General features: G+C 69.1%; 16 protein-coding genes and 1 other RNA gene. 10 read left to right on the forward strand and 7 right to left on the reverse strand.

Translation table 11 applies throughout. From position 1 onward, the window contains the following. Nucleotides 1-2 precede the first annotated feature (2 nt). Nucleotides 3-737 (forward strand): amino acid ABC transporter ATP-binding protein, encoded by a 735-nt coding sequence (locus J2X21_RS00095; protein WP_310323379.1) that lies wholly within the window; start codon nt 3-5, stop codon nt 735-737. Nucleotides 738-798: 61 nt separating this feature from the next. On the opposite strand, the gene J2X21_RS00100 is transcribed toward J2X21_RS00095, so the two are convergent. Beyond that, entirely contained in the window at nt 799-1668 is an 870-nt protein-coding gene (locus J2X21_RS00100; RefSeq protein ID WP_310323382.1) for a DUF4394 domain-containing protein, read from the reverse strand. Between the two features lie 77 nt (nt 1669-1745). Further along, on the reverse strand, nt 1746-2504 hold the full coding sequence (locus J2X21_RS00105; RefSeq protein ID WP_310323384.1) for an SDR family NAD(P)-dependent oxidoreductase: 759 nt from the start codon (nt 2502-2504) through the stop codon (nt 1746-1748). Between the two features lie 89 nt (nt 2505-2593). Here J2X21_RS00105 and J2X21_RS00110 point away from each other — a divergent pair, with 89 nt between their 5' ends. Then, the gene (locus J2X21_RS00110; protein ID WP_310323386.1) at nt 2594-3511 is read left to right on the forward strand and encodes a LysR substrate-binding domain-containing protein; all 918 of its coding nucleotides are present in this window, start codon (nt 2594-2596) and stop codon (nt 3509-3511) included. A gap of 7 nt (nt 3512-3518) precedes the next feature. Here the strand turns inward: J2X21_RS00110 and J2X21_RS00115 are convergent, their stop codons facing one another. From J2X21_RS00115 to J2X21_RS00130, 4 genes are read right to left on the reverse strand one after another with little or no spacing between them, the layout of a single operon-like run. Next, nucleotides 3519-4721, reverse strand: a complete 1203-nt coding sequence (locus tag J2X21_RS00115) for a toxic anion resistance protein (RefSeq protein WP_310323388.1) — start codon at nt 4719-4721, stop codon at nt 3519-3521. Next, complete coding sequence (locus J2X21_RS00120) at nt 4718-5371, reverse strand: hypothetical protein (protein WP_310323390.1); 654 nt, start codon at nt 5369-5371, stop codon at nt 4718-4720. Before J2X21_RS00120 ends, J2X21_RS00115 begins: the two co-directional genes overlap by 4 nt. 7 nt (nt 5372-5378) lie before the next feature. Further along, complete coding sequence (locus tag J2X21_RS00125; protein ID WP_310323392.1) at nt 5379-7019, reverse strand: substrate-binding and vWA domain-containing protein; 1641 nt, start codon at nt 7017-7019, stop codon at nt 5379-5381. After that, the gene (locus tag J2X21_RS00130; RefSeq protein WP_310323394.1) at nt 7019-8143 is read right to left on the reverse strand and encodes a hypothetical protein; all 1125 of its coding nucleotides are present in this window, start codon (nt 8141-8143) and stop codon (nt 7019-7021) included. The genes J2X21_RS00125 and J2X21_RS00130 overlap by 1 nt, the downstream gene beginning before the upstream one ends. 72 nt (nt 8144-8215) lie before the next feature. On the opposite strand from J2X21_RS00130, the gene pyrC reads away from it, so the two are divergent. From pyrC to J2X21_RS00155, 5 genes are read left to right on the forward strand one after another with little or no spacing between them, the layout of a single operon-like run. After that, nucleotides 8216-9259, forward strand: a complete 1044-nt coding sequence (gene pyrC, locus J2X21_RS00135; protein WP_310323396.1) for a dihydroorotase — start codon at nt 8216-8218, stop codon at nt 9257-9259. Beyond that, the gene (locus J2X21_RS00140) at nt 9256-10152 is read left to right on the forward strand and encodes an NYN domain-containing protein (RefSeq protein WP_310323398.1); all 897 of its coding nucleotides are present in this window, start codon (nt 9256-9258) and stop codon (nt 10150-10152) included. The genes pyrC and J2X21_RS00140 overlap by 4 nt, the downstream gene beginning before the upstream one ends. Beyond that, nucleotides 10152-10853 carry a DUF3025 domain-containing protein gene (locus J2X21_RS00145; RefSeq protein WP_310323400.1) on the forward strand — a complete coding sequence of 234 codons (702 nt, stop codon included), beginning with the start codon at nt 10152-10154 and terminating at the stop codon, nt 10851-10853. The genes J2X21_RS00140 and J2X21_RS00145 overlap by 1 nt, the downstream gene beginning before the upstream one ends. 11 nt (nt 10854-10864) lie before the next feature. Further along, nucleotides 10865-12220: a S1 family peptidase gene (locus J2X21_RS00150; protein ID WP_310323404.1), complete on the forward strand. Its 1356-nt coding sequence runs from the start codon at nt 10865-10867 to the stop codon at nt 12218-12220. An 8-nt stretch (nt 12221-12228) separates the two neighbouring features. Continuing rightward, nucleotides 12229-13212 (forward strand): FHA domain-containing protein, encoded by a 984-nt coding sequence (locus J2X21_RS00155; RefSeq protein WP_310323406.1) that lies wholly within the window; start codon nt 12229-12231, stop codon nt 13210-13212. On the opposite strand, the gene cysK is transcribed toward J2X21_RS00155, so the two are convergent. Next, nucleotides 13213-14130 carry a cysteine synthase A gene (cysK, locus tag J2X21_RS00160; protein ID WP_310323408.1) on the reverse strand — a complete coding sequence of 306 codons (918 nt, stop codon included), beginning with the start codon at nt 14128-14130 and terminating at the stop codon, nt 13213-13215. 40 nt (nt 14131-14170) lie between these two features. On the opposite strand from cysK, the gene rnpB reads away from it, so the two are divergent. The 3 genes from rnpB (at nt 14171) to J2X21_RS00175 (ending at nt 17582) form a co-directional block, all read left to right on the forward strand. Beyond that, nucleotides 14171-14510: RNase P RNA component class A (gene rnpB / locus J2X21_RS00165), an RNA gene on the forward strand. Between the two features lie 190 nt (nt 14511-14700). Beyond that, complete coding sequence (locus J2X21_RS00170; RefSeq protein WP_310323411.1) at nt 14701-16272, forward strand: methyl-accepting chemotaxis protein; 1572 nt, start codon at nt 14701-14703, stop codon at nt 16270-16272. A gap of 101 nt (nt 16273-16373) precedes the next feature. Then, nucleotides 16374-17582: a multidrug effflux MFS transporter gene (locus J2X21_RS00175; RefSeq protein WP_310323413.1), complete on the forward strand. Its 1209-nt coding sequence runs from the start codon at nt 16374-16376 to the stop codon at nt 17580-17582. Nucleotides 17583-17617: the final 35 nt, after the last annotated feature.

The raw sequence follows: 17617 nt of genomic DNA on the forward strand, positions 1-17617 counted from the left end.
CCGTGATCGACATCAAGAACGTTTCCAAGTGGTACGGCGCCTTCCAGGTGCTGACCGACTGCACGACGTCCATCCAGAAGGGCGAGGTCGTCGTCGTCTGCGGCCCGTCGGGCTCGGGCAAGTCCACGCTGATCAAGACGGTCAACGCGCTGGAACCCTTCCAGAAGGGCGACATCGTCGTGGACGGCGTCTCCATCGCCGACCCAAAGACCAACCTGCCCAAGCTGCGCTCGCGCGTGGGCATGGTGTTCCAGCATTTCGAGCTGTTCCCGCACCTGTCGGTGACCGAGAACCTGACCATCGCGCAGGTCAAGGTGCTGGGCCGCTCGGCGGCCGATGCCAAGACGCGCGGCCTGAAGATGCTGGATCGCGTGGGTCTGTCGGCGCACAAGGACAAGTTCCCCGGCCAGCTGTCCGGCGGCCAGCAGCAGCGCGTCGCCATCGCGCGGGCGTTGTCGATGGACCCCATCGTCATGCTGTTCGACGAACCCACGTCGGCGCTGGACCCCGAGATGGTGGGCGAGGTGCTGGACGTGATGGTGCAGCTGGCCCACGAGGGCATGACCATGATGTGCGTGACGCACGAGATGGGCTTCGCCAAGCGTGTCAGCAATCGCGTCATCTTCATGGACGCCGGCAAGATCGTGGAGGACTGCTCCAGCGCCGACTTCTTCGGCAAGCCCGAGGAGCGCTCACCGCGCGCCAAGGACTTCCTGGCGAAGATCCTTCAGCACTGATCGCATCGCCCATGAACAAAGCCCGCCGAAAGGCGGGCTTTTTCGTTGGGGAGGTGGCTGATCAGGGTTCGATCGCCGCGCCAACCACAGGCCCACCGGCGACCGTGCCGATGCGCGTGGCCCTGCCCGATGCCAGCTCGAGGCGGTACCAGGTCGACTTGCCACCGGCCGTGACGGCGGAGTACGTCGCGTTGGACAGGTCCGAGATGTCCAGCGTCGCGCGCTCGAACGGGCCTATGCCCAGCGAGCCCACCGTGTAGAGCTTGCCCGTGTTGGGCGACACCATGGGCTGCACGCCCTCCTTGGTGCCCTGGTGCACCAGCACGCCCTGGCGGCCGTCCAGCGCGTAGTTGGTGGTGATCTTGTCGTTGTCCTTGTTGTAGGTGTAGCCGGCCGCGACGACGGCGGGCGTCTTGCCGGCGTTGGCGTCGGCGGCGTCATAGGCCAGGCGGCCATCGAACTGCACGCCGGCCTCGTTGGGGTTGCCGTCCACGATGGCGCCGGTGTCCGGATGCAGGCGCAGGTTGAAGCCCGCGTCATTGGCGACGCGGATGCGATCCACCGTCGGGTTGAAGTCGAAGGCCCATTCCGTGGCGCCTTCCTTGGGCAGCGCATTGGGCGTGCCGATCGCGCTGGCCGCGCCGGTCTTGGTGTCGATCCGGTACAGCTGGCCGCTGGCGCCCAGGCCGTAGAGCTGGCCCTTGGCGACGCGGTAGTCGATGCCCAGCAGCGTGTCGCCGGCGGCCAGGCCCGTCAACGCCTTGGACGACAAGGTCTTCTGCGGCTGGCCGGCGTTGAACTGGATCAGCTGGTTGCCTGTCGTCACCGCGAAGATGTTCTCCTTGGCCGGCGGGCCCATGGGCTCGGTCGGTTCGGTGGCACAGCCGGCGAGCAGCACGGCGGCGGCGAAGGCGAGGGCATGGCGGGTCATGGCGTCTCCAACAGTTGGGGGGCGAGCGCTTTATACGCGCCGCCGGCCCCCGTGGATCGCCCCCGCCGCCTGGAGCGTCAAAGAAACATGCCGCCTGACGCTTCGATGCGTTGACCGGTGATCCATGCTGCGCCCGGGCGCATCAGCGCGGCCGCGGCGCCGCCGATGTCCTCGGGTTCGCCGGCCCGGCCCAGCGCCGTGATCGAGGCGACGAAGCGGTTCAGGTCCGCGTTGTCGCGCACCGCGCCGCCGCCGAAGTCGGTGGCGATGGCGCCCGGCGCCAGCGTGTTGACGCGGATGCCGCGCGCGGCCAGCTCCTTGGCCTGGTAGCGCGTCAGCACCTCCACGCCGCCCTTCATCGCCGCGTAGGCCGAATAGCCCGGCAGTGAGAAGCGCGCCAGCCCGCTGGAGATGTTCAGCACGCGGGCGCCGTCGGCGAGCAGCGGCAGCAGCGCCTGCGTCAGGAAGTAGGGCGCCTTCAGGTGCACGGCCACCAGCGCGTCGAACTGGGCCGGCGTCGTGTCGGCAAACGGCGCATGCACGCCCATGCCGGCGTTGTTGATGAGGCCGTCCAGCTGCGTCGCGTCCCAGGTCGCCAGGCCTTGCTTCACGCGCTCGGCAAAGGCCGGGAAGCCGTCCGCGTCGGCCACGTCCAGCGGCAACGCCAGCGCGCGGCGGCCCAGCGCGTGGATCTGCGTGACGACCGCGTCCGCGGCGCCGGCCGCCTCGCGGTAGGTCAGCACGATGTCGTGGCCGTCGCGGGCCAGGGTCAGCGCCATCTGCGCGCCCAGGCCGCGGCTGCCGCCGGTGATCAGGGTGATGGGGGTGGTGGTCATGAAGCTCTCCAGTGGGGTTGGGATGGAGAGAATTTATTGGCGCGGACAATGTAGATAAAGTGGCGTTAATTGAAATGACTGTGCTCCGAATGTCATCCAATCTAGACCTGAGCGCGCTGCGCGTCTTCCTGCAGGTGGCGGAACTGGCCCACTTCAGCCGGGCCGCCGACGAACTGGGCCTGCCCAAGGGCCGTGTCAGTCAGGTCGTGCGCGACCTGGAGGCGCGGCTGGGTACGCGGCTGTTCCAGCGCACGACGCGCCGTGTCAGCCTGACGCCCGATGGCGAGTTGCTGGCCGAGCGCGCCCGCGCGCTGCTGGCCGACGCCGGCGAGATCGAGGCGCTGTTCCAGCAGGACCAGCAGCTCACCGGCCGCCTGCGTGTGGACATGCCGGTGCGCCTGGCGCTGGACGCCGTGCTGCCCGCGCTGCCGCAGTTCCTCGCGGCACATCCCGGACTGACGGTGGAGCTGAGTTGCACCGACCGCCGCGTGGATCTGGTGGAGGAGGGCTTCGACTGCGTGCTGCGCGTGGGCGCCGTGCACGACCCGCTGCTGGTGGCGCGGCCGCTGGGGCAGATGAGCATGGTCAATGTCGCCAGCCCCGATTACCTGGCCCGGCATGGCACGCCGGCCACGCCGGACGAGTTGCTGACCGGCGGCCACCACCTGGTGCATTACAGCCAGGTCTGGGCCGATCGCCGGCCGCGCTTCGAGTGGCTGGACGCCGCGGGCCAGGAGCGCAGCCTGACGCTGCCGTCGCGCGTCACCGTCAACAACACCGACGCCTACCAGGCCGCGGTGCTGGCCGGCGCCGGCATCGCGCAGTTCCCGCTGCAGGGCGTGCGCCACCTGCTGGCCGACGGCCGCCTGGTGCGCGTGCTGGAAGGCTTCGATGCCGCACCGCTGCCGGTGCGCCTGGTCATGAGCCAGCGCCGCCACACGCCGCGGCGCGTGCGTGTGTTCATGGACTGGCTGGCCGAACGGGTGGCCGGCCGGTTGGACGGTTAGGTTTGGCCTAGAGCTTCACCGGCCCGTCGATTGCTGCCCCGCCCATCGCCGCCTTGGCCTGCTGCTGGCGCACGCGGTCGATATACGTCTCGGAGCGCGCCAGCTGCTCCTGGATGAGCTTGTTGTTGGTGCCCATCGTCGCGATGGCCTGGCTGCGGAAGCTGTCCATCGCGTCCATGGCCTGGAAGGTCTGGTCGAACATGGACTGGATCTGCTGGATGCCCAGCATGGGGTTGGACGAGAACTCGGCCGTCGCGTCCACATGCTGGTTCAGCGCCGTGCCGGTCTGGTGGATGAGATCGCCGATGGTCTTGTTGACGCCCTGCAGCATCTGCATGACCTCGATCTGGTTGCCCGTGGCGCGCGCCACGGTCTGCGCCACGGCCAGCGCGCTCATGCCGGTGGTGGCCACGCGGTCGCAGCCGATCATCATTTCGCGGCCGGTCTTTTTCAGCACATCCAGCGCCAGGTAGCCGTTCACGCAGACGGCCTGCTGGGTCTGGATGTCGGCCAGGTTCTGGCGCGCGTAGAACAGCACCTCCTGCTCCAGCGCCTTGGCCTTCAGCGGGTCGCTGGCCTTGAGCTGCTGCACGCGTTCGTCCAGCCGGCCGTCCAGCGTGCGCGCGAAGCGGGCCGCGGCGGCCAGCGCCTGCATGGCCTCCCACAGTTTGCCGCGCGTGGCCTCGATGTCGATGACGTCCTTCTGGATGTCGTCCTTGGCCGCGTAGAGCTGGGTCATGGCCGTCTGCAGCTGCGAGCTGGCCGACTCGAACTTGCGGAAGTAGGCCTCCAGCTTGTTGCCGAACGGGATGATGCCCAGCAGCTTGCGCGGCTGCAGCAGGTCGCCGTCCTTGCCGGGGTTCAGCTCGTCGAGCTGGCTGCGGATGGCAGCGATGGCCTTGTAGGCCGGCGTGTCGGCGGCGCCCACGAAGTTGCGCTGCATCAGGCTGCCCTGCATCAGGCCGGCCGCGATGCTGATCTCCTGCCTGCCGAGCTGGAAGGCGCTGTCCAGCTTGGCCTTGAAGGGCTCGCTGTGCAGGTCTTCCTTCTCCAGCGCCTCGATGAAGCGGCGCACCTGCTCGTCGACCTTGTCGGCCACCTCGGCCTTCAGCGGCACGGCCTCGACGGCCTGCACGGGCTGCACGGGCGTGATGACCTCGGGCGGCGTCAGCGTGAAAGTGGCGGGCGTGGCGGTCGTCGTCGTGTTCATGCGATGTCCTTGTTGCCGAACTTCTGTCTCAGGAATTCACTGTGGCGCAGGAAGGCCTGCGCGTCCTGCGAGGCGAGGTCGTCGCCCAGCTGGTCGACCTTGGTCTCCAGCTCGGCCAGCACGCCCTCGAAGGTGGTCTGCGCCGTCTTGCCGTTGGCCAGCAGCTTGGTGGTGGCGAACTGCTGCGGGATGCTGAGGTAGGTGTTCAGCGCCTCGGGCAGGTAGGTGATGGCGATGTGGCGTGCATGGAAGGTCTCCTGCAGGCTCAGCTGGCCCTTGCTGCGCTCCCACTGGTTGAGCAGGCCCTCCAGCCGCTCGCACAGGCGCTGGATGCGCTGCGCCAGCTGATGAGGGATGCGCTGCCCGGGGTTGTGCTCGGTCAGCCGGCGCACGCCGCTGAGCGCGCGGCCCATGGCCTCGCGGGCATCGCCCTCGTCCTCGAACTTCAGCGCCTCCCAGGCGTCTTCCTTCGTGCTGGGCCAGCCCCACCACAGCGCGCCGGCGCCCAGGCCCACGGCGTAGCCCAGTGCGGCCAGACCCAGCGCCCAGCCGCCCAGCAGGCCCAGGGCCTTCAGCACCAGCACGCCGGTCGCCACCAGCAGGCCGCACCAGTTGGCCGGTGCGTTCAACCATCGAAACAGTCCACTCATTCGTCGCTCACTGGTAGGCCCGGATGTCCTTGAACACCGCGTACAGCGGCGTCTTGCGCGCGTCGAACACCTTGCCGCCGGTGATGGTCACCAGCTCCTTCAGGTCGGCCTCGCCGGCTTCGCCGAACAACACCATGAAGACCGGGATGCCGCGCACATCCTCCGGCAACTGCTCATAGGCGCGCTTGAAGTCTTCCAGCTTGCGGCCCACGGTGTTCTTGCCGTCGGTGAAGGCAACCACCGAGTACTGGTAGTCGGGCCGGCGCTGGCGTTCTTCCAGCATGTGCTGCAGGCCGGCCAGCACCGCGTCGTACAAGGCCGTGCCGCCGGCCATCTTCAACTCGTCGGCCGTGTCGCGCACGCGCTTCAACTCGGCGAGCTTGGCTTCGGTGTCCACCTGCGGAGCCACGCCCTTGGCCACCTTGCTGCCGGCCGGGATCTCGAACGGCACCGGCGCGCGCGGCGCATTGCTGAACGGCAGGAACCACAGCCGCTCGCGGTTGGTCAGCTTGGCGACGCGGCCGGTCAGCGATGCGTCGGCGCCGGCCAGGTAGTGGATGGCCTCCACCAGCTGCTCACGCCGCTGGCCCTGCATGCTGCCGCTGGTGTCCAGCACGAAGGTGCTGGCGATGGGCTTGCGGAACTCGTTGAGATACGCGTCGATGAGGCCATCGGCCAGTTGGCGGTCGGGCGAGAACGGCAACTCCACCTGGAAGCCCAGCGGCGGCAGGAGGTCGGCCACGCGGCTTGCGACCTCGGCGCGCATGGGCCGGCGCAGCGTCTGGCGCGCCAGCCACAGTTGGGCCTCGTCGCCCTTCAGGTAGTCCACCACCTTCAGGTAGTCGGCGCGGCGCTGCTCGTTCAGCAGCATTAGCGGGTAGTCGGCCGTGGACACGCCCTCGAACGGGTAGATCAGGTGCAACGGCTCGCGCAGCTTGCCGCTGGCGTTGAGTGACAGCAGCCAGCTCTCGTAGTTGATGAAGGCGTTGGCGCGCGTGCCCTGCTGCTTGATGAACTGCTCGGCCAGATACGTGGAGTTGTCGCCGACGATCTTGTAGCCCTTCAGGAAGTCGGCAATCGCGCCACGGTCCACGTCGGCGGCGCTGAGCGCCTCGCCCTTGCCGCCGGCCGCGGCGACCACGCCCAGCAGCGCCATGAAGCCCTGGTTGCTCGTCGCCGGGTTGGACAGCGCGTACTGCAGCTGGCCAGCCTTGGCCGCGCGGGCGATGTCGGCCCAGGTCATCTTGGTGCCGGGCTTGTCCCAGCCGTGGCGGGCCGCATCGCTTTTGCTGACGCCCACGGCGATGGGCGACAGCATGATCTTCTCCTGCACCTTGACCTTGCCCTGGCCGGCCGCATCGCTGAGCAGGTACTTGGCGTTGGCGAACCAGGCTGCGTCCGCCTGCGATCCGCTCAGCACCTCCTGCGTGCTCTCCATCGTGCCGCCGAAGCGGAACTGCACGTCCACGCCGGTGGCCGCGCGGATCTTGGCGGCCAGCGGCTCGATGTCCTTCAGGTCGCTGGTGGCCAGCACCTGCAGCGCGGGCCCGGCGCTGGCGGGTGCCGGGGCGGCGGGCGAAGTGGGCTCATCCTTCTTGCCGCAGGCGGCCAGCAGGCAGAGGGCCAACAGGAATACGGTACGACGCATCACTGGTTCATCTCCCGGCTGACGATGTCGATCATTTCAAACATCAAGTCGAACCCTGGCGGGTCGATGACCTGGTTCATGCGTACATCCACGGCCAGCCCGGCCTTCTCGGCGGCGGCCGTGAACGCGGCGGTGTCGCCGGTGCGGAAACCCTGCTCCAGCGCGACGGCCTGCAGCGTCTTGTCGGCGGCGAGCCGCTCGGCCAGCAGGCGGGCACGGTCGCTCATCGCGACGAACACGATCTTGTTGATGATGGTGGGCTGCGGGTACATCAGCACCATCTCCGGCCGCACGCCACCTTTTTGCGCCTGCGCCAGCATCTGGCTCTCGTAGATGAACGTCAGCGGCGTCTTGCCCATGCCGATGGACAGGTAGTCGTCGAACGCGCCGTTGACGTAGTTCTCCTGGAAGCCCTGGCGCTTGAACAGCTCCGCCAGCTGACCCGCGTACTTCACGGCAGCGCCGCGGTCGGCCACCACGTCGCCGTGCAGCGCGGCCGACGTCAGCGCCAGGTACATCGCCGCGGAGTTGCTGCGGCGGATGTCGGTGGTGGACACCAGCACGCTGCGCGACACCGCGTAGTCGTCGCTGGCCTTCAGGTCGCGCCAGCGCTGCTTGGCCAGCATGGCGCGCGTCAGCTTCTCCATGTCCAGCGCATAGACGCGCGGCGCGCCGGGCTTGGCGATGCCGTTGGCGGCCAGGATCTTCGCGATCGGCTCCCACGAGGCCACCACCAGCGGCGTGTGGAAGGGCGAGGTCTGCGTGGCCGCCTTGCCGGCCTTGCGGGCGGCGTCGGCAATCATGTTGGCGGCGACGACGCCACTGGCGAGGAAGAAGTCCGGCTGGTCGGCGCCGCCGATGCGGGCCGCCATGTCGCGGCTGCCCACGCGGGCCACCTGCACCGGCAGCTTGGCCTGGGCCAGCGCACGGATGACCCGCTCGTCCTTGAACAGCGGCTCCATCTCCACCGTGATCATGCCCCTCAGCGGCTCGGCGCTCGCGATGGCTGCCTGCTCCTGCGCGATCAGCCGGTTTTCGTCGTTGCTGCGCAGGGCAAAGAAGAGGGCGCCGCCAAACAGCGCCAGCAGAACCAGGGTGCCGATCAGGCGTTTCGCGTTGTTCATGATGTGAGGAAGCCGTCTCCTTTTCGATCAGGTGCGGAGTGTGCATCCTTCCGGCGACGACAATCCGCCCTCATGAGTGACATCCTTACCCTCACCCGTCCTGACGACTGGCACTTGCACCTGCGCGACGAAGCGGCGCTTGCCAGCGTGCTGCCGTACAGCGCGCGCCAGTTCGCCCGCGCCATCGTCATGCCCAACCTGCGCCCGCCGGTCACGACCGCCGCGCAGGCCGTGGCCTACCGCGAGCGCATCCTGGCCGCGCTGCCTAAATCGGGTCCAGGCCTGGACTTCCAGCCGCTGATGACGATGTACCTGACGGACAACACGCCGCCGGACGAGATCAAGCGTGCCAAGGAGGCAGGCGTCATCGCGCTGAAGCTGTACCCGGCCGGCGCCACCACCAACAGCGACGCCGGCGTGACCGACCTGCGCAAGACCTACGCGACGCTGGAGGCCATGCAGCGCGAAGGCCTGCTGTTCCTCGTGCACGGCGAGGTGACCGACGCCGACATCGACCTGTTCGACCGTGAGGCCGTGTTCGTCGACCGCGTCATGGGCCCGCTGCGCGCGGCCATGCCCGAGCTGAAGATCGTCATGGAGCACCTGACGACGCGCGAAGGCGTTCAGTACGTGGCGGGCAGCGACCGCTTCACGGCCGCCACCATCACGCCGCAGCACCTGCTGTTCAACCGCAACGCCATCTTCACCGGCGGCCTGCGCCCGCACTACTACTGCCTGCCCGTGCTCAAGCGCGAGGAGCACCGCCAGGCGCTGCTGCAAGCCGTGGCCTCGGGATCCGCCAAGTTCTTCCTCGGCACCGACAGCGCGCCGCATGCGTCGCAGCTGAAGGAGGCCGCGGTCTGCGGTGCCGGCTGCTTCACGGCGCTGTCGGCGCTGGAGCTGTATGCCGAGGCCTTCGAGGGCATCGGCGCGCTGGACAAGCTCGAAGCCTTCGCCAGCCACCACGGCCCCGACTTCTACGGCCTGCCGCGCAACACCGGCACCGTCACGCTGAAGCGCGAGTCGTGGACGCTGCCCACCGCCGTGCCCTTTGGCGAGGCCCAACTGAAGCCGCTGCGCGGCGGCGAGACGCTGAACTGGAAACTGATCGCATGACCACGAACAAGAAGGTCGCCTTCCTCGTCGACTTCGACAACGTCGCCACCGACGTCATCGAGCAAGCGCTGAACGCCGTGTTCAAGGACTACGGCGCCGCCCACATCCGCCGCGCCTACTGCAACGCCGAACAGGCGCACCACAGCCAGGCTTTCATGAAGCGCCTGGGCCTGCGCGCCATCGTCAACCTGGCCATCGGCAAGAACTCCACCGACATCGCACTGGCTGCCGATGCGATGGACATCGCCATCACCGAGAAGCCCGACATCATCGTGCTGGTGTCGTCCGACAGCGACTTCGCGCCGCTGGTGCTGCGCCTGCGCGAAAAGGGTGCCTGGCTGCGCGGCTTCGGCCAGTACGGCAAGACCGGCGAGGGCGTCATCCAGATCTACGACCAGTTCAACGAGCTGGCGCACGACAGCGGCCGTTCCTCGACCAAATCTGCGCCCAAGCCGGCGGCCAAGCGCGAACGGCCGGCCCGCAAGGCCGCCGAACCCAAGCCGGCCGCCAGAAAGGTGGCCGAGGCCAAGGCGGCGGCGCCCGCGTCCAAGCCGACACCGGCACCTGCGCCCGTTGCCGTGGAGAAGCCGGCCCCGGCGCCCGCTGCCAAGCCCACGCCGGCCCCCGCCGCTGCGAAGCCGGCGCCCAAGGCCGCACCCGCGCCGGTGGATCCCAACGTCGCCGCCGCCAAGGAGATCAACGCGGTGCTGTCGCTGCTGCCCAAGCTCGCCGACGGCCAGTGGCACGACCTCGGCGCCGCCGCCAAGGTGCTGAAGGAGGCCGGCCTGCTGCCCAAGTCGGCGCCGTCCACCAAGCTGTTCCGCAAGCATCCGCAGGCCTTTCAGCTGCAGCCCGAGAAGCAGCCCAACCAGGTGCGCTTCGGGCACGGTTGATGGTCTTGCCGGACTGGGCACAGCCCTGGTTCGCGCCCTACCGCGACGTCGCCGCACCGGTCTTCGAGCGGCTGGCAGGTGGTGCGCCGGTGCACGAGGCGCTGGGTCATCAGCGTTTCGAACCCGCCGGCTCGCTGGCCCTGGGCTACGAGCAGCATGTCGCCGCCACCGGCCGCGTACCGACGCGCGACAACGCCCATGACCTGTTCAACGGGCTGGTGTGGCTGCGCAACCCTGCGTTCAAGACGGCGTTGAACCGCGCCCACGTGGCCGCGCCGCCCGCGCCGCCGGGCCAGCGTGGCCCGCTGCGCGACGCGCTGACGTTGCTGGATGAGAGCGGCCTGCTGCTCGTGGCGCCGCCCGGGCTGCGGCAGGCATTGGGTGAGCGTGACTGGGTGGCCTTGTTCCTGACGCATCGCGAGCTGTGGCGCGGCGCGCGCATGCTGGTCGTGGGCCATGCGCTGCTGGAGAAGCTGCTCGCGCCGCGCAAGCCGCTGTGTGCCCGCGTGCTGCTGGTCGACGACCTTCGGGAGCCTCGCTTGCCGGCCGCGCTGGTGCCCGCCGATCTGCCGCCGCTGCCGGTGCTGGGAATCCCTGGGTGGTGGGCGCCCAATGCGTCACGCGAGTTCTATGCTGACGACCGGGTCTTCCGCAAACCCAGGCTAGCATCGGCGCCCGCCCTGGGAGGTGTCGCTTGCTGATGAAGTCCTGTTTGAAACCGCTGCTGGGCCTGGTGCTGGCCGGCCTGGCCAGCATCGCCGGCGCGCAGCCGGCGCCGGTCGTCCAGCCCGTGTCGCCGCCCCAGGTGCAGGGTCAGCCGCAGCAGCCGCCCCCGGTATCGGCCAGCGCACGCCGGCTGTATGAGCGCAGCAAGGGCCAGCTGCTGCAGATCCGCACGCTGCTGAAGACCCAGGACAGCCAGGCCTCGGTGGGCTCGGGCTTCCTTGTCAGCGACGACGGCCACATCGTCACCAACTACCACGTCATCAGCCAGTTCGCGCTGGAGCCCGAGAGCTACCGGCTGCGCTATGCGACGACCGACGGCCAGGGCGGTGTGCTGGAGCTGCTGGACTTCGACGCCCGCCGTGACTTGGCGCTGCTGCGCGCCGTCGGCGACGGACTGAAGGGCCGCGGCGCCCTGGCGTTCCGCCCGCAGAGCCAGCCGCTGGCCAAGGGCGAGCGCATCTATTCCATGGGCAATCCGCACGACGTGGCTTTCGCCGTCGTCGAGGGCAACTACAACGGCCTGGTGGACCGCAGCTTCGACCCGCTGATCTATTACGCGGGCGGCATCAACCCCGGCATGAGCGGCGGCCCGGTGCTGGACGAGGACGGGCTGGTCGTGGGCGTCAACGTGTCGACGATGCTGTTCTCGCAGCAGGTCAGCTTCCTGGTGCCGGGCGAGTTCGCCGAGAGCCTGGTCAGGCGCAGCATCGGTGCCAAGCCCATCCGCACGGCGGCCTGGGGCCGGCTGCGCGACCAGCTGACGCGCTACCAGGACGAGTTGGTCGCCCGCTTCCTGGCGCTGCCCTGGGAGAGCGCCAACCACGACCGCTATCGCCTGCCGGTGCCCAAGCAGGATTTCATGCGCTGCTGGGGCCGCGGCACACCGGCCGACGCAAAGGGCCTGGACTTCGAGCGCTCGCAGTGCCGCATGGACCACGCGGTCTTCGTCAGCGGCAACCTGCAGACCGGCTGGCTGGACATGTCGCACGAGGCCTACGACGGCGACAAGCTGGGCACGTTGCGCTTCGCGCGGCAGTATTCGGGCAGCTTTCGCAATGAACGCCTGGGCGGCAACGACAAGACTCGCACCGCGCCGCATTGCAAGGAGCAGTTCGTCGACCGCGACGGCCTGCCGCTGCGCGCCGTCGTGTGCCTGCGCGCCTACCGCAAGCTGGAGGGCTTGCACGACCTCAGCATCCTCGTGACGACGGTGGACGCGCCCAGGCAGGGCGCTCTGGGCCGCTTCGACGCCCGCGGCGTCAGCTTCGACAACGCGCTCAAGCTCGCGGCGCATTACCTGGAGGGCTTCGCGTGGACGAACAGCAGCAAGGCCAAGAAGTGATGTCTGCCGTGCCTCCCGTCGCTGCCGTCGTCGAACTGCTGGGCCGCGATGGCCGCGCCACGCTGGTGCAGCGCGTGATGCGCTGGCCAGCCCGCATCGGCCGCTCGCCGGCCTGCGACATCGTGCTGGACGACGCCCATCTGGCCGCCGAGCACGCCGAGCTGCAGTGGCGCCCCGAGGGCGGCGCACGCCTGCAACTGCTGGACAGCCGCAACGGCGGCAGCGTGGCCGGCAAGCGACTGAAGGCCGGCGATCTGGCCGACCTGCCCGGTGGCGGCGCCTTCCACCTGGCCGGCGCGTCCCTCAGGCTGCGCACCAGCGACGACGCGCTGGCGCCGGAGCAGATGATGGTCGTGCAGCAGGCCCGCCACTGGGCGCTGCTGCCCGGTCTGCTGCTGGCCATGCTGTTCTTCCAATGGGTGGACCGCTGGAGCGCCGTCGACCCCGACGCGCGCTGGGTCGACTACGCCGCGCCGCTGCTGGGGCCGCTGGCCTTCGTGCTGGCCTGGGCGGGACTGTGGTCGCTGGCCAGCCAGATCTTCCAGCACCGCTTCCCGTTCACGGTCCATCTGCGCCGGGCGCTGCTGGTCATCGTCGCGCTGCAGGTGCTGGAGTGGGTGCTGCCAGCCATCGCCTATGCGCTGTCGTGGCCGCGCCTGATGGTGCTGGACGCGCTGGCCATGCCGGTGGGCAGTGCGGCGCTGGTGGCCTGGCATGCGCGGCTGGTCTGGCCCGGCGCGCGGCGCACGCTGAACATCGGCATCACGGCGCTGCTGCTGCTGGCCCTGGGCCTGCAGGTGGGCAGCCGCCAGGAGCAGCAGTATGTGTTCGGCCCGCCCTACCTGGCCAGCCTGCCGCCGCCGGCACTGCGCCTGGTGTCGCCCAAGCCGCCCGAGACGCTGATCGACTCGCTGAAGCCCTTGAAGGACGACCTGGCCCGCCAGGCACGCAAGGACAACGAGGGCGAGGGCGACGACGGCGGCGACGAGTGATCAGGCCGCCGGCAGGAAGCCGTCGACCGACAGGTAGCGCTCGCCGGTGTCGTAGTTGAAGCCCAGCACGCGGGCGCCCGCGGGCAGGTCAGGCAGTTTCTGTGCAATGGCGGCCAGCGTGGCGCCGCTGGAGATGCCCACCAGCAGGCCTTCCTCGCGGGCGCAGCGGCGGGCGTACTCGCGCGCCGCCTCGGCCTCGACCTGGATGACGCCGTCCAGCAGCGCGGTGTCCAGCACCGCCGGGATGAAGCCGGCACCGATGCCCTGGATGGGATGCGGGCTGGGCTGGCCACCGCTGATGACGGGCGACGCGCTGGGTTCCACCGCATAGACCTTCAGCTGCGGCCAGGCCGCCTTCAGCTCCTGCGCGCAGCCGGTGATGTGGCCGCCGGTGCCCACGCCGGTGATCAGCGCGTCCAGGCCGTCGGGGAAGTCGGCCAGGATCTCCTGCGCCGTGGCCTTCACGTGAACGGCCGGATTGGCCGGGTTCTCGAACTGCTGCGGCATCCATGAGCCCGGGTGCTGTTCCAGCAACTCGCGGGCGCGGGCGATTGCGCCCTTCATGCCCTTCTCGCGCGGCGTCAGGTCGAAGCTGGCGCCGTAGGCCAGCATCAGCCGGCGGCGCTCGACGCTCATGCTGTCGGGCATCACGAGGATGAGCCGGTAGCCCTTGACGGCCGCCACCATGGCCAGGCCCACGCCGGTGTTGCCCGAGGTGGGTTCCACGATGGTGCCGCCCGGCTTCAGCAGGCCGCGGGCCTCGGCGTCCTCGATCATGGACAGCGCGATGCGGTCCTTGATGGAGCCGCCTGGGTTGCTGCGCTCCGATTTGACCCACACCTCGGCGTCGCCGAACAGGCGCTGCAGCCGGATGTGAGGGGTGTTGCCGATGGTGTCGAGAACGCTGCGGGCCTTCATGCGGGCTCCTGTCTGGGCTTGCGGGGATAATCGCTAGTGTGAAGCAAGCCAGACCGCCGCTGGGGCAGGCGTGGAAACACGGCCCTGGAGGAAGGTCCGGACTGCATAGAGCGGCGTAGCAGCTAACGGCTGCCCGGCGAAAGCCGAGGATCAGAGCAACAGAGACGAGTCAAGTCGGGCTTCGGCCTGACTTGGGTGAAACGGGCAATCTCTACGCGCAGCAACACCAAGTAGGCCAGCGTTGATGCGGCTCGCAGAGCTGGCGGGTAGGTGGCACCGAGCCGGGCAGTGATGTCCGGCCCAGAGGAATGGCGGTCACGCCGTCCGACCCGTAAGGGAAGGGTGGTGCACAGAATCCGGCCTATCGGCTTGCTTCACTCTTTTCTTGCGCACTAGGGCCTGCCTCCGTCGTGTTGACAGGCCCTAACGCGGCGTTAGCGGCGAGATTTCACGCCGCCCTCTCCCAACCCCCTGGATTTCGGGGGGTGTGTCGCCGACATTGAATCGTGTGGTCGGCGCGCGTCTGCCCAACCGTGCCTTGGTAGTTTTTCGGGCGCACAGGGAGAAGAAATGAGATTCCAACAACTGAAGCTGAAGTCCAAGCTGATGCTGGGCTTTGCGCTGCTGGCCGCGGTGGTGCTGGTCGTGTCCGGCCTGGCGCTGACCTCGCTGAGTCGGTCCAACGACCGCTTCGCGAACTATTTGCAGGGCGTGGGCGCCCGCGAGCGGCTGGTCGTCGACATCCGTGGCGCGGCGACGCGGCGTGCCATTGCGGCGCGCAATCTGGTGCTGGTCACCGAGCCGGCGGACCGCGAGGCCGAGAAGGCCTTGGTGACCAAGGCCCATGCCGACGTGGGCCAGTCGCTGGCACGCCTGAAGGCGGTGATCGCCGCTGCCGGCGACATCTCGGCGCGTGATCGCGCGCTGGTAGCCGAGATGGACCGCGTGGAGGCCCTGTACGGCCCCATCGCGCTGGACATCGTCGGCAAGGCGCTGGACGGCCAGGGCCAGGCGGCCATCGCGAAGATGAATGCCGAGTGCCGCCCGCTGCTGGCGGCGCTGCTGAAGGCGACCAACGACTATGTGGACTACGAGCATGCCCAGGCCGACGAGCGCGTGCAGCAGGCGGCCGACGCCTATGCCGGCGACCAGATGACGATGCTGGTGGCCAGCGTCACGGCCATCCTTGCCGCCGGTCTGATGGGCTGGGCGCTGAGCAATGCCGTCACGCGGCCGCTGCTGCGCGCCGTGCGGCTGGCCGAGGCCGTCGCGTCCGGGGATCTCAGCTTCGACATTGAGGTGGACCGCCAGGATGAGTTGGGCCAGTTGCTGGCCGCCCTCAAGCGCATGAACGAGGGTCTGGTGGGCATGGTGGGGCGCGTGCGGCAGTCGGCCGACAGCATCGCTACCGCGACGCAGGAGATCGCGTCGGGCAACCACGATCTGTCCAGCCGCACCGAGCAGCAGGCCGCGGCGCTGCAGCAGACGGCGGCGTCCATGCAGCAGATGACGTCCACCGTGCAGCAGACGGCCGAAAGCTCGCGCCAGGCCAGCCAGATCGCCAGCGCCGCCACCGAGGTGGCAGGCCGCGGCGGCGACGTGGTGCAGCGCGTGGTCGAGACCATGGGCCAGATCAGCGACTCCAGCCGCAAGATCGTGGACATCATCGGCACCATCGATGGCATCGCTTTCCAGACCAACATCCTGGCGCTGAATGCGGCCGTCGAGGCGGCGCGCGCTGGCGAGCAGGGCCGCGGCTTCGCCGTGGTGGCCGGCGAGGTGCGGGCGCTGGCGCAGCGCAGCGCGCAGGCGGCCAAGGAGATCAAGTCGCTGATCGGCGCCAGCGTCGAGAAGGTGGAGACCGGCAGCCGGCTGGTGGGCGAGGCCGGCACGACGATGGGTGACATCGTCGGTCAGGTGCGTCGCATGACGGACCTGATGGCCGAGATCAACGCATCGGCCAACGAGCAGAGTTCGGGCATCGGCCAGGTCAACCAGGCGGTCGCATCCATCGACCAGGGCACGCAGCAGAACGCGGCACTGGTGGAGGAAAGCGCCGCCGCGGCCGAGAGTCTGCGGAATCAGGCGGCCGGGCTGCTGGAGGTCATTGCGCAGTTCAAGACGGCGCCGCAGCACGGCTGAGCGGCGTCAACCCCGCGACGCACGGGGTGGGGGCGGCTCGATACACTGCCCGGCGGCCGCAACCCGTGGCCGCCCCGCACGTCCACCCGACCGCTCCCCCGATGAATCCTGAAGCCAGCCGCCTGTGGCGCGCGCCCCGCTGGGCCCTGTCCGTGCTGTTGGCCTGTCTGGCCATGGTGGGGCCGTTCTCCATCGACACCTACCTGCCGGCCTTCTCCGGCATCGCGGCGGCGCTGAACGCCACGCCGGTGGAGATGCAGCAGACGCTGTCGGCCTATCTGCTGGGCTTTGCCGTGATGAACCTGTTCCACGGCGCGCTGTCGGACTGCTTCGGCCGGCGGCCCGTGGTGCTGATCGGCCTGGGCGTCTTCACGCTGGCCAGTGTGGGCTGCGCGGTGGCGGGCTCCATCGGCGAGCTGGTGTTCTGGCGCACGGTGCAGGGCATGTCGGCGGGCGCCGGCATCGTCGTGTCGCGCGCCATCATCCGCGACATGTTCCCGCCGGCGGACGCGCAGCGCGTCATGTCGCAGGTGACGCTGTTCTTCGGTGTGGCACCGGCCATCGCACCCATGGTGGGCGGCTTCCTGTTCGTGCACGCCGACTGGCACTCCATCTTCTGGTTCCTGACCTTCGTGGGCGCGGCACTGTTCGTCTCCAACTGGCGGCTGCTGCCGGAAACGCTGCACAAGGACATGGTGCAGCCCTTCAATGTGCGCGCGCTGATGCGCGAGTACGGCCGGCTGTGCAGCAGCCCGAAGTTCATGCTGCTGGTGCTGGCCAGCGGCATTCCGTTCAACGGCATGTTCCTCTACGTGCTGGCGACGCCGGTGTTCCTCGGCGACCACCTGCAGTTCGCGCCGACGCAGTTCTTCTGGTTCTTCCTGTGCACCATCGGCGGCATCATGGCCGGCGCGGCCGTCAGCGGCCGGCTGGCCGGCAAGATGTCGTCCAAGCGCCAGATCATGCGGGGCTTCCGCATCATGGTGGCGGTGTCCATCGCCAACATCGCGCTGAACCTGTTCGCGCCGCTGAGCGCTTATTGGGCGCTGCCGCTGATCGGCCTGTTCTCCTTCGGCTGGGCGCTGATGGTGCCGGTGGTCACGCTGCTGGTGCTGGACCAGGTGCCCGAGCGGCGCGGCATGGCCTCGTCACTGCAGGCCTGCATCGGCTCAGCGGCGAACGGCCTGGTGGCCGGCCTGCTGGTGCCGCTGGTCATGCACTCGACGGTGGCGCTGGCGATCACGTCGGGTGCGCTGATGCTGGTGGGCTTGGTGGCCTGGTACGGCGTCAGGCGCTCCGGCGTGTCGTGAGATCCGGCCTCAAGCGCGCCGCCCAGTTGCCGAAA

It is taken from the genome of Roseateles asaccharophilus (assembly GCF_031458115.1).
Lineage (GTDB): Bacteria > Pseudomonadota > Gammaproteobacteria > Burkholderiales > Burkholderiaceae_C > Pelomonas > Pelomonas asaccharophilus_A.